This is a genomic window from Thalassococcus halodurans, assembly GCF_900108225.1.
GTDB classification, from domain to species: domain Bacteria; phylum Pseudomonadota; class Alphaproteobacteria; order Rhodobacterales; family Rhodobacteraceae; genus Thalassococcus; species Thalassococcus halodurans.
In genome coordinates this window covers 189496-201306 of sequence record NZ_FNUZ01000004.1, presented here as the reverse complement: position 1 = coordinate 201306, position 11811 = coordinate 189496, and the positions used below count along the sequence as shown (strand labels likewise).

At 57.8% G+C, this 11811-nt stretch carries 10 protein-coding genes; 4 read left to right on the top strand and 6 right to left on the bottom strand.

Translation table 11 applies throughout. The features are described 5' to 3' along the window. Positions 1-38 precede the first annotated feature (38 nt). Both C4S59_RS13455 and C4S59_RS13450 read right to left on the bottom strand, forming a co-directional pair. Complete coding sequence (locus C4S59_RS13455) at positions 39-1040, bottom strand: Bug family tripartite tricarboxylate transporter substrate binding protein (RefSeq protein ID WP_103911045.1); 1002 nt, start codon at positions 1038-1040, stop codon at positions 39-41. A gap of 120 nt (positions 1041-1160) precedes the next feature. Then, a complete protein-coding gene (locus tag C4S59_RS13450) occupies positions 1161-2087 on the bottom strand; it encodes a LysR family transcriptional regulator (RefSeq protein WP_103911044.1) in 927 nt (308 codons plus the stop codon). 110 nt (positions 2088-2197) lie between these two features. Here C4S59_RS13450 and C4S59_RS13445 point away from each other — a divergent pair, with 110 nt between their 5' ends. The 3 genes from C4S59_RS13445 to C4S59_RS13435 all read left to right on the top strand — a co-directional run bounded on the left by C4S59_RS13445 (position 2198) and on the right by C4S59_RS13435 (position 5450). Further along, entirely contained in the window at positions 2198-3901 is a 1704-nt protein-coding gene (locus C4S59_RS13445) for an FAD-dependent oxidoreductase (protein ID WP_103911043.1), read from the top strand. Beyond that, positions 3898-4707, top strand: a complete 810-nt coding sequence (locus C4S59_RS13440; protein ID WP_103911042.1) for a sugar phosphate isomerase/epimerase family protein — start codon at positions 3898-3900, stop codon at positions 4705-4707. Before C4S59_RS13445 ends, C4S59_RS13440 begins: the two co-directional genes overlap by 4 nt. 149 nt (positions 4708-4856) lie before the next feature. After that, positions 4857-5450, top strand: a complete 594-nt coding sequence (locus C4S59_RS13435) for a PIN domain-containing protein (protein ID WP_103911041.1) — start codon at positions 4857-4859, stop codon at positions 5448-5450. A gap of 25 nt (positions 5451-5475) precedes the next feature. Here the strand turns inward: C4S59_RS13435 and C4S59_RS13430 are convergent, their stop codons facing one another. Genes C4S59_RS13430 through C4S59_RS13420 form a run of 3 tightly spaced genes read right to left on the bottom strand, consistent with a single transcriptional unit; the run spans position 5476 to position 8566 of the window. Then, positions 5476-6309 carry an FAS1-like dehydratase domain-containing protein gene (locus tag C4S59_RS13430; protein ID WP_103911040.1) on the bottom strand — a complete coding sequence of 278 codons (834 nt, stop codon included), beginning with the start codon at positions 6307-6309 and terminating at the stop codon, positions 5476-5478. After that, positions 6306-7406: a CaiB/BaiF CoA transferase family protein gene (locus tag C4S59_RS13425; RefSeq protein ID WP_103911039.1), complete on the bottom strand. Its 1101-nt coding sequence runs from the start codon at positions 7404-7406 to the stop codon at positions 6306-6308. Before C4S59_RS13425 ends, C4S59_RS13430 begins: the two co-directional genes overlap by 4 nt. Continuing rightward, complete coding sequence (locus tag C4S59_RS13420) at positions 7406-8566, bottom strand: acyl-CoA dehydrogenase family protein (protein WP_103911038.1); 1161 nt, start codon at positions 8564-8566, stop codon at positions 7406-7408. The genes C4S59_RS13425 and C4S59_RS13420 overlap by 1 nt, the downstream gene beginning before the upstream one ends. Before the next feature lie 105 nt (positions 8567-8671). Between C4S59_RS13420 and C4S59_RS13415 the strand changes: the two genes are divergently transcribed. Beyond that, positions 8672-9595 carry a LysR family transcriptional regulator gene (locus C4S59_RS13415; RefSeq protein ID WP_160006883.1) on the top strand — a complete coding sequence of 308 codons (924 nt, stop codon included), beginning with the start codon at positions 8672-8674 and terminating at the stop codon, positions 9593-9595. Positions 9596-9604: 9 nt separating this feature from the next. Here C4S59_RS13415 and C4S59_RS13410 read toward each other — a convergent pair whose 3' ends face one another. Then, the gene (locus tag C4S59_RS13410; protein ID WP_103911036.1) at positions 9605-11716 is read right to left on the bottom strand and encodes a hypothetical protein; all 2112 of its coding nucleotides are present in this window, start codon (positions 11714-11716) and stop codon (positions 9605-9607) included. Positions 11717-11811: the final 95 nt, after the last annotated feature.

Sequence of the window (11811 nt, the reverse complement as noted above, 5' to 3'; positions counted from 1 at the left end):
GTCCGGCAGGTCACAGTGACCTGCGACGGGGATGGTGCTTATTCGCCCGGACGTGCGATGCCGAATTCCTCGGGCGACGCTTTGGTCAGACCTGCGTCCTGCAGAAGCCATGCTGTGCCTTGCTGCCACTTGGACAGGAACGCTTCGGCTTCGTCACCGGAGATCCCCATCAGGGTAAAGCCGCGGCCTTCCATCAGCTCGATGAACTCGGGGTTCTTCGCGCCTTCGGCATAGGCGGCAGACAGTTTGGCAACCGCGTCATCAGGTGTGCCTTTGGGGACGAATACGCCAAAGAACGGGCCCCACGGCAGGTATGTGTTGTAACCGTCGTTTACCTCTGCAACGGCCTCAACGCCCGGCAGCTTATCGTTTTCGGCTGTGTCGAAAACGGCCAGCGCCTTCATGTTGCCAGCGCGAACGCCTTCGATCGCCGCACCCAGAACCGCAGGCATCACATCGATTGCGCCGCCTTGCAGACCTGTCAGGGCCGGGCCGTCACCGTCGTAAGGAACGGCGATTACGTCCAGCTCACCTTCAACCGCGTTGATCATCGCTGTCACAACAGACGGCAGACCGCCGGGGCCAGTGGAACCAAAGCGCACTGTGCCGGGGTTTTCTTTTACGTAGGCGATCATCTCGGAGTACGAGTTGAAGGGCGCGTCGTTGTTCGCAACCAGCAGCGGCGTGCCGCGTGCAAGGATGTTGATCGGAACGAATTCGCCATAATCTTTGTCGCCCAGACCCATGATCTTGTAGAGCATCGGGTTTTCTGCGCCCATCAGAACGGTGTAACCGTCTGCTTCGGCGTCAGCGACGTAGTTCAGCGCGATCGCACCAACAGCGCCAGTCATGTTCTGCATGACAACAGTGCCGCCAAGCGCGGCTTCGGCGTGCGGGGTGACCGAACGCATAACAGTGTCAGTCGAGCCACCAGCGCCCCACTGGATGATGCCCTGAATTTCTTTCTCGGGGTATTCGGCAGCAACGGTTGTCGCGGTCAAAGCCAGCGCACTGATGGCGCCGATAAGATAACGTTTCATGAATGTCCTCCCATCAAGTCACGTTCTCGTTCGCCGGCAATTCCAGCGAATGACCTTAATGTCATGAGCCTGACAGAAGATAACTGCAAATATCAATTATTAGCTGAGATTAACATGATGTTAATAATGTGAGCGGTACCACGGCCCATCTTCGACCGCTTTGGCCAATTCACGCCGAAATTGCTGGATGGTGAATTCGGCAAAGTTGGACAGCACCCGCCCCTTTTTACGCACAACGAACGTCGAAATCGGGATGTGCTGTTCCAAAGGTTTACGAACCACACCGGGCATATAGACCTCGGCCACAGAAAATTCGTCGATAACGGCCACGCCCAACCCGTGGCGCACAAGGCTAACCACCGTTTGCGCAAACCGGCCGCGCATTGAGTGCTTCAACTCTAGCCCCGCCTCGGTAAAGGGTTGGCTGATCAACCGGCCATAAGGATCGTTCGGATCGATCCCGATCATGTCTTCTTTGGCCAGATCATGAACCGAGATCGCCTGTTTCTCGGCCAACCGATGACCTTCAGGCAGAATCACCACCAACCGCCCTTCGGCAATATGGTCATTCTCGACCGCTGCGTTCTGCACCGGCGAACTCATGATCACGAACTCGCCCCGTTCCAGCAGCAGATAATCCACCGTCTCTTCGATTTTCAGGATGTTCAGATCGATAAACAGATCGGAATACCGCGACCTGACCCGTTTCAGAACCCGCGCCGCGATGAATTGCGCGATAGACGGGGCCGAGGCGAAGGCCAGCACAACATCATCGCCCTGCTGAAGGGCACCCACCGCGCTTTGCAGGTTGGCCACGCCTTTATAGACCTCGCGCACCTGATCAAAGACCTTGCTGGCCTCGATCGACGGCACGAACAGCCCTGCCTTGCGTTCGAACAGGCGGATGCCCAGCGACTCTTCGGTATGTTTGACCAATCGGCTGATGCCCGGCGCAGACACGTTCAGCATGTCAGCCGCCCCGCTGATCGTGCCGGTCATCATCACGGCACGGATCACTTCGATTTGTCTAAGCGTCATTTCGGGCATAGCAGCACCTCCTTCCCGCGACTTAACACGATGTTAAAAAGGTGCAAAGAAAAGCATTTGACGTTACAGGCCACCGCCCCTGATTTTGGCGCAAAATCGGGAAGCTTTCTGTGCCAACGCATTCATCATCCACTTCTGAAACATGCGACCTCTTGGTGGTCGGCTCTGGCGCTGCGGGTCTCGCTGCGGCGGTAACAGCCGCGAAATCGGGTCTGCAAGTGATCCTTGCTGAAAAAGAACCCGTGATCGGCGGCACCACGGCATGGTCCGGCGGCTGGATTTGGGCCCCCTGCAATCCGGTCGCAAAACGCCACGGCATCGACGAAGACACCAGCGGACCGCGCACATACCTCGAGGCGGTTTTAGGCAACAATTTCAATCCTGAACTGGTCGATGCCTTTCTGCAGGCCGCCCCCGAAATGGTCGGCTTCTTCGAAGACAAAACCGACCTGACATTCGACTGCGGCGCTGTGATCCCTGACACCTACAGCCACCTACCCGGCGCAGGGTTCGGCGGGCGGTCCGTCATCGCCCGGCCCTATGACGCGCGGAAGTTGGGCAAGGACTTGGAGCTGCTGCGCAAGCCTATGCGCGAAACCACCTTTTGGGGCATGACCATTCAGGCAGGCCCCGACCTGCGCGCCTTTATGACGGTGATGCGGTCGGTGAAATCGCTGGCCTATGTCACCCGTCGCGTGACCCGCCATCTGTTGGATCTGGCGTTTTACGGGAGGGGCATGCAGCTTCGGAACGGCAACGCGCTTGTTGGTCGATTGCTGCGCAGCGCGCTGGATGCCGGTGTCGATATCCGCCCTGAACACGCCGTCGCCCGTCTGATCCAGAACAATGGCAAAGTCGAAGGGGCCACGCTACACACCCCAGACGGTGAAATCGATATCCTCGCCAAACGTGGCGTCGTGCTGGCCAGCGGTGGTTATTCCCACGACCTGCCCCGCCGCAAACGGACCTTCCCGCATCCCGAAACCCATCGCGCCCTTGCGACCGAAGCCTCCACCGGTGACGGGTTGCGACTGGGCGAAGATGCAGGCGGCCATCAGGCGGATGATCTGGCGTCCTATGGTGCGTGGTGCCCTGTGTCCGAGGTGACCTGGCCGGATGGCAAGACAGGCGTTTTCCCCCACATCATCGACCGCGGCAAACCCGGCGTGATTGGGGTGCTGGCGGACGGAAAACGGTTCTGCAACGAAGGTTTAGGCTATCACGATTACGTCCGCGACATGCTGACCGCGCTGCCAGAAGGTGCCGAAGCAGCCTCTTGGCTGATCTGCGATCACCACTTTCTGCGCCGCTATGGCCTGGGCATCGTGCGCCTTGCACCTGTCCCGCACCAAAGTTGGATCAAGTCCGGCTATCTGAAAACCGGCAAGACCATCGCTGATCTGGCCCGCGCCTGCGGGATTGATCCCGATGGACTGACTGGCACAGTGACGGCCTACAATGAGCACGCCGAACAGGGCGAAGACCCTGCCTTCGGACGCGGCACAACCGCCTACATGCGTCTTCAGGGCGACCCAGACGTCACACCAAACCCCAACGTCGCCCCGATCCTCAAAGCGCCGTTCTACGCGGTCAAAGTCATCCCCGGCAGTTTCGGCACCTTTGCGGGCCTGCAAACAGACGGTTCAGCCCGCGTTCTGGATGACACCGGCACGCCCGTCCCGGGCCTTTATGCGGCAGGCACGGACATGGCCAGCGTCATGGGCGGGCACTACCCCGCCGGCGGCATCAATCTGGGCCCCGCCCTGACTTTCGGATTTATTGCAGGCCGCCACGCAGCAGAAAGCTCATCATGACACGGCTTCTTTCCCTCGCCCATCTGACCGCGATCACCCTTCCCCCGCCGGACTTGATCCACGCGGCCGCGGACGTGGGTTTTGACGCCGTGGGCCTGCGTCTGATCCGCGTGACCGACGCCAGCCCCGGCTATCCGCTGATGGACGATCCCGCCATGATGCGCGCCACCAAGGCCGCGCTGAAAGACACTGGGCTGAAGGTACATGACATCGAGTTCGTCAAAATCGAACCTGACACCGATGTTAAGTCCCTGATCCCCTTCCTCGACGCAGGTGTCGAATTGGGCGCTCGCGAAGTGATCACCGCGCCCTATGACCCCGACCTCAACCGCCTTGCAGACCGCTTGGGCCAGTTATCCGATTTGGCACAGGAACGCGGATTGAACGTGTCGTTCGAGTTCTTTCCGTGGACAGTTGTGCCCGACCTGACGTCCGCCTTGGCTTTGGTCGAACGCGCGGGGCCTGAAGTGGGCATTCTCGTCGATAGCTTGCACTTCAACCGATCAGGCAGCACGCTGGAACAGCTACGGGCCATCCCGCGCGACAGACTACGCTTTGCGCACCTCTGCGATGCACCCGTCATGCCGAGCTATACAACCGACGACCTGCTCTTCGCGGGCCGTGCCGAACGTTTGGCACCGGGTGAAGGGGACATCCCCCTGCACGATTTCCTAGGCGCTTTGCCGGATGATTTGCCTTTAGGTCTGGAAGTACCAATGACGGGTCTTTTGGAGGCCGAAGGCCCGCGCCCAGTTTTGCAACGGGTCATGGAGGCGACACGTAAGCTACTAGGATCACTTCTCTAGCCGCACAAAGTTATAAATTCAGTCTCAAGGTCTGATCGAAACTTTGGACTTGAAATCATTGAACACCGTGCTTTGATCAATCCCAATCAATTACTGTTAGTTTAGCCGCCGATTTAGAGTGGCAGATTTTTGAATTTGGGACATTCGCGTTGAGCACAAACCACATATTTGTAGATTTCGAAAACGTACAACCGAAGAACTTTGGGCTCCTATTAGAGCATGACGTCCGAGTAATCGTTTTCGTCGGAGCCACCCAAACAACGATATCCACTGAGGTCGCGAAAGCGGTTCAATCATTAGGCGACAGAGCGACTTACTGCTCAATTTCGCAAACTCGCGCCAATGCCTTGGACTTTCATATCACTTATTACTTGGGCCGCGCGTGCGCTCTTAAGGACGGTGATTACTTTCACATAATATCAAAAGACAAAGGCTACGATCCCCTGATCGAGCACCTGCGGGCCGACAATTTAAAGGTGCGAAGATGGACATCGATCAGCGAGCTGCCATTTATCGCCGCTAACCAAAAAGACTTGATTAAAGACAGAATTGAATTGGTCACTACCAATTTAAAGTCACGAAAAGCAAATCTGCCCAAGAAAACCCAAACGTTGGCAAATTCTATCAAAAGCATGTTCGGCAACAGCCTTGATATCGCGGAGTGCGAAGACCTCGTTACTGCTCTTGAAAAACAAGGGCGTATCGCTGTTGACGCAGGTGCCGTCACTTATTGCAATCTGTAGACTGATGCACACCTGTTACAACCAATCACCACCCCGCCCAGGCCTCCATCGAAACGGGGCCACCGTCCGGCACGGTCCATAGCTTCATCCCGTCGCCCTCCTTACGGGCATGTAGGGTAATTTCCGTACCATCAAAGGCCGGTGCCAAGCCGCGGAAGCGGAAGGTTTTGGGCGGTTTTCCTGCAATCTTTCCCGCGAAGTGGCACATCAAGGTCGCCTTCATGGGGCCATGCACGACCAATCCGGGGTACCCTTCGACCTGTTGCGCGTAGTCGCGGTCATAGTGGATGCGGTGGCCGTTGAATGTCATGGCCGAGTAGCGGAACAGCAGCGTCGGAGTAGGCATAAAGCTGGTTGTGTGATCGCCCTGCGGGACGTCGCCGACGGGCTTCGGTGCGGCACCGCCTGAGCCGTCTTCGCGGTAGACCAAATCCTGCCGTTCCATGACGGCCAACTCTCCGTCGCCACGGATTTCATGTTCGACGGTGACGAAACACAAAGGCCCGCTGCGCCCTTGTTTCATCACCACGTCCTTGATCACGGACTTACGCGTAACCTCTTGCCCAACCCGCAAAGGCGCATGGAATTCCAGCGCGCCACCGGCCCACATGCGGCGGGGCAATGGCACTGGCGGCAGGAAGCCACCGCGCGCCGGATGCCCGTCGCGGCCCAGCGCATCCATCGGCGCGGCGGGCTGGGTCAGGCAGAAATGGATCACCTGCGGGGCGATGTCACCGTCGGACACCTCGGCACCCAAAGTCGTGCAGAATTGCTTAACCAGCGTCGGCGACAGACCTTCAGAGGCGGTTTCTTGCCGCCCGATCCAGCTGCGCAGGTGGTCGATATCGACGTCGGTCATGTGGAAGCTCCGGTAGGTTTCAAGGCGGGCACGGGGCCATAATCACGGTCTTCACCAGCAAACCGCACGCCCGGTGCGGGCACTGATACGGGGCCGTTCGGGCTGTCAAAACAGATACGGCGCAAATGGGGATGATCGCTCAGCGCGGCCATGTTATTCACCGATGCCAAGGCGATCTTGGCCTCGGACAACAGCTGGACTGCCTCGGTGGCATCGTACCGCGCGAACGCCTCGGCCACGATCGCATCCGTCTGATCGCGGTTCTTAACGCGCACAACATTGGTGGCGAAACGGGGGTCTGTCGCCAGATCAGGCTGACCGATAAATCGGTCACACAGGACCTGCCACTCGCGGTCGCTCTGAATCGAGATCAGGATATCCGCGCCGGAGTTGGGCGTGAACACCCCGTAAGGCGCAATGGACGGATGCGCCAACCCCATGCGTTTCGGGCTATTGCCGCCTTCGTGGTTCAACAGCGGCACAGCCATCCATTCGGCGATAACGTCAAACATCGATACCTGAATTTCGGCGCCCTGCCCCGTGATGCCGCGGCGGATCAGCGCCTCAAGGATCGCGGAATAGGCGGCAGCACCCGTAGCGATGTCGACAACAGAGACGCCCACACGTGACGGCTCGGTCGGGCCGCCAGTAACGGAACACAAGCCAACCTCGGCCTGTATCAACAGGTCATACGCCTTGCGATCGGCCATAGGCCCGCTTTCGCCATAGCCACTGATGGAACAGGTGATCAGGCGGGGGTTCGCTTCACGCAAAGACGCAGGCGCAAAACCCAAACGATCCAGCGCGCCGGGTTTCAGGTTTTGCAGCAGAACATCCGCCTGACCGATCAGATCGGCCAGAACGCCCTTGTCCGCGTCCTGACGTAAATCCAGCGTGACGGTGTCCTTGCCTCGGTTCAGCCAGACGAAATAGCTGGATTGGCCTTTGACCGCAGCATCATAGCCGCGCGCAAAATCGCCCTCGGGCCGCTCGACCTTGGTGACTTTGGCACCAGCATCCGCCAGACGGGACGAGGCAAAGGGCGCCGCAACCGCCTGTTCGATGGCAACGACGTTTACGCCTTCAAGCGCGCGCATCAGAAGGACCTCGGCATGCCAAGCACATGCTCGGCCACGTAGGACAGGATCAGGTTCGTCGAAATCGGGGCCACTTGGTACAAACGCGTTTCGCGGAACTTGCGTTCGACATCGTATTCATTGGCAAAGCCGAACCCGCCGTGGAACTGGATACAGGCGTTGGCCGCTTCCCAGCTGGCTTTGGCAGCCAGATATTTCGCCATATTCGCCTCTGACCCGCATGGTTGGCCCGCATCGAACAGCGCGGCGGCCTTGCGGCACATCAGGTTTGCTGCCTCGACCTCGATGAACGCCTCGGCAATCGGGAACTGCACGCCTTGGTTCATCCCGATGGGGCGGCCAAAAACTTCGCGTTCGTTCACATAGGCCGTGACCTTATCGGTGAACCAATAGCCATCCCCGATACATTCCGCCGCGATCAGGGTCCGTTCAGCGTTCAGTCCCGTCAGGATGTATTTGAATCCCTTACCCTCTTCCCCGATCAGGTTTTCTTCCGGAATTTCCAGATTATCGAAGAAAAGCTCATTGGTTTCGTGGTTGACCATGTTCGGGATCGGCTTGACCTCCATCCCGTTTTTCATCGCCTCTTTGATATCGACCAGAAAGATCGACAGACCTTCGGACTTCTTTTTGACCTCGGCCAGCGGCGTGGTCCGCGCCAGAAGGATCATCAGGTCGGAATGCTGGACGCGGCTGATCCAGACTTTCTGGCCGTTGATGACGTATTTATCACCCTTCTTGACGGCGGTCGTCTTGATCTTGGTTGTGTCTGTGCCCGTTGTGGGTTCGGTCACGCCCATGGACTGCAGGCGCAATTCGCCGGTCGCCAGTTTCGGCAGAATACGCTGGCGCTGTTCTTCGGACCCGTGTCGCACCAGCGTGTTCATGTTGTACATCTGGCCATGGCACGCGCCCGAGTTTCCGCCGGCGCGGTTGATCTCTTCCATGATCACGCAGGCCTCGGCCAACCCAAGACCCGAGCCGCCGTATTCCTCGGGGATCAGCGCCGCCATCCAGCCCTCTTTGGTCAGCGCATCGACGAACTCTTCGGGGTATCCGCGTTGTTCATCGACCTTGCGGTGATATTCGGCAGGGAACTGGGCACACAGCGCACGCACGCCATCGCGGATGTCTTGGTAATCGTCTTGGATCAAGGTCATTCGGGTCTGGTCCTTTTGCAGGTTCAGACCACATAGGACTGCGGGCTATCATTTATCAAATATATGATGCATATACATTCGATAACAAATATATATGGACTGCCTGTGAACCTGCGCCAGCTTCGTTACTTCCTTGCTATCACCGACCGCGGTTCGATCACCAGCGCGGCCGAGGTATTGGGCGTGGCGCAACCTGCCCTGTCTTTGCATCTGAAGAATATGGAGGCGGAACTGGGCACGAAGTTGCTCGAGCGGCACGCGGCTGGCGTCACCCCGACCGAAGCCGGTCGCCTGCTGGCCTCGCGCGCCCGCAGCATTCTGGATGACGTCGCCCGCATGACCGATGACATCCGCACGTTAGAGGCCGCCCCGACAGGCACTGTGCGCATCGGTCTTCCCGGCACGATCGCAGAACTCGTCGCCCTGCCATTGATCGAGGCCGTCCACGCCCAATACCCCGGCGTGACACTGAATATCCTTGAGGGAATGAGCGGCTTCGTCTCTGACTGGCTGACCGAAGGCCGCGTGGACATCGGTGTGCTTTACAGCGCACCGAATGGATCGGATGTAACATCGCAGCCGCTCTTGGATGAAGAGTTGGTGCTAATCCTTGCTGCCGACGTAGACAGCCCAACCGAGATCTCCTTGTCAGATTTGGACGCCATGAAAATGGTTCTGCCCAGCCCCGCCCACGGCCTGCGGGCATTGATCGACCTGGCCTTGGGGGAAATCGGCGTCACGCCGCAAATCGCCGTCGAAATCGACGCCTACGCCAGTATCAAAAGCCTTGTCTCTTCAGGCTATGGCGCATCGATCCTGCCCTATCACGCGGTCGCGCGTGACGTGTCCCATGGCCGCCTGAAAGCCGTGCATGTCACCACCCCTGGACTGTGGCGGCGTGTGCATCTGGTCGCACAAAGCAACCGCCCCGCCACCCGCGCACAGACAGCCGTTAGGGATGTGTTGCATTCGGTTATTCAGAAACTGCTAGAGGACGGCCACTGGACCGGCGCCCGCCCTGCTGGTTGATCCAAGCGCTTACAGAACCCAATCCGTGCCGTCGGCAAAGGTGACCTGTTGGATCCCGATCAGTTCAACATGCTGACCGCCATCGGTCGACAAGCGGAACCCAGCCCGACCGTAATCATCGGTGAACATGTTGATATCAAGATCGGCTTGGGTCCACTCGGTCAGAATGACGTGATCCCAGTCGGCTCCTTCCTCATAGAACGCGTTGCCAGTGACAACCAAAGTGCGCTCACCATAGAACGGATCGCTGACAGCCAGTTCAAGCGTGTCGCTTCCGGCACCCAATGAGATATGGCCGCCTGCGCCGCCCGGATATTGTTCGTTGTAGATATTGTACGCGTCACCAAGTCCACCAGGGATCGGCGTTCCCGCAGGCAGTCCGGACGTGTCGATGACCAGATAGTCATCACCGTCGCCAGCATCCACGCCAAAGGTCAGATTATAACCTGCTGCGTTGCCGGTGCTGGATGTTGCAACGAACCGGAACGTGTCATCGCCTGACCAAAGGCTCACATTCGGCTGCAACATCAGTTGCGAATAATCGCCCGTGCCGTCCCAGACAAATTCGATATCGACAACGTCATGGCCAGACCCTGTAAATACATCCGGCATTAGCCATGCATTCACAGATGCATCCTGTCGAATGATCACCTGATCGCTCTGCGCTCCGGTGTCGATGCTGGTGCCATAATGATATGTTTCCGGCGCGCCGGTAATATCGACGATCACCACGTCTTCACCATATCCTGTCTCGATCGAGTTCAAGGCAAAGTACGATTCCACCGGACTTTCAAAAGTGAATATCAGAGTGTCTGCACCGATGCCGCCATCGGCAGTCGCTGTGGCATCGGTTTCGAATTCGAAACCGCTGATGGTGCCTGCCGTAATATGGCGCACGTCATCACCCAACGTGTACTCCAACATTGGTGCGATCAGTGCTGGATCGAGATCTATAGTATCAAAAAGGATATCCGGACCATAGTCGACAACGTCGTCCGGACCAAAGGCAACCGACGACAGATCAATGTTGCCATTTTCATCCAAAACAGAGGCGCGAACGCGTTCTGTGGCGGTCCCTTGGACGACAATATCCACCTCGGCCGTGGTTGCAGACGTCGCGCCATGGCGATCGACCGCCCGAAACTCGACTTGGGCCCATGCCTCTTCGTCTGTTGTCATACCGACGGGCAGGCCGTCGCCAGACATGACCAAAGTGCTGCCATCTGTCGAGAAGCTAAGAGGATAGCTGTAATAGGTATATTGCTGCGTGACTGAGACGATTTCATAGTCGAGCGTAGCCCCGTCATCGTCGCTGTCGATATCATCACCAAGGCCGGACAGGTCGAACACATCGCCAGCAACTTGATTAGTGGTAAAGCTAGCGCCAGCGCCAATGGTCGGCGCATCGTTCTGGCCGATGATGACCAGATCAAAGGTGATCGCGCGTGTTTCCTCTTCGGTGTAGCCAAAGAAATCTTCCGACGACGTTGTGGTTGCCATCAACGTGACCGTCTGAACGTATTCCTCGCCTTCGGCCAGCGATACGTCGCCTTCGACGTAGTCATAGGTGAACTCGTACACCCGCTGCACCGAATGTGCACCATAACGATTATGATCACTGTCGAGGTTTTGCAAAATGGTCAGGTCCGCATAGTCGCGATCCTGCGACCAGAGACCCGTTTCGAATTTTACATCAACGTCAGTGTCATCAAGATCCTGAATGATCAGATTAAAGCTGTCGGTCTCATCCTCGTAGACCACAAACCGTTCCGGCGCATCCGCGATGATTTCCATGGGCGTGTCTTGGCCCAGAACAATCGTTGCGTCGTCGAACTGCAGGATTTCAACGCTGCTGAGGGAATCCTCGCCATCGGCGCCAGTGGTATCCAGAATGGTCCAGTCGACGCCGCGTTCGTGCAGTTCGACGTTCCAGTCATAATCCCACACCGACCCGTTTAGGATCAGCGTGTCAGTACCTTCGCGGCCCTGAAACAGCTCGTTGCCGGATGTCGAAGTGAACACGTCATTGCCGTTCGTCCCGCGAACCTTGCCGCCGCCACTGTCGGTGGTACCGTCCCCACCATCGTTGCCACCTTTACCTTTACCGCTGGGCTTCGCCATAATTCTCAAGCTCCAAATGACTAATAAAAATTGGAATCAACCCTAACGGGATCGGTCTCAGAGGTCCAACAGAATGGCAATATCGACATAAACCA

What these genes read in the sequence shown, in the direction of transcription:
- C4S59_RS13420 (WP_103911038.1), bottom strand. Translation starts at nt 8,566, where the DNA reads ATGACCTTGATCCAAGACGATTACCAAGACATCCGCGATGGCGTGCGT.
- C4S59_RS13450 (WP_103911044.1), bottom strand. Translation starts at nt 2,087, where the DNA reads ATGCCCGAAATGACGCTTAGACAAATCGAAGTGATCCGTGCCGTGATG.
- C4S59_RS13425 (WP_103911039.1), bottom strand. Translation starts at nt 7,406, where the DNA reads ATGCGCGCGCTTGAAGGCGTAAACGTCGTTGCCATCGAACAGGCGGTT.
- C4S59_RS13410 (WP_103911036.1), bottom strand. Translation starts at nt 11,716, where the DNA reads ATGGCGAAGCCCAGCGGTAAAGGTAAAGGTGGCAACGATGGTGGGGAC.
- C4S59_RS13440 (WP_103911042.1), top strand. Translation starts at nt 3,898, where the DNA reads ATGACACGGCTTCTTTCCCTCGCCCATCTGACCGCGATCACCCTTCCC.
- C4S59_RS13430 (WP_103911040.1), bottom strand. Translation starts at nt 6,309, where the DNA reads ATGACCGACGTCGATATCGACCACCTGCGCAGCTGGATCGGGCGGCAA.
- C4S59_RS13455 (WP_103911045.1), bottom strand. Translation starts at nt 1,040, where the DNA reads ATGAAACGTTATCTTATCGGCGCCATCAGTGCGCTGGCTTTGACCGCG.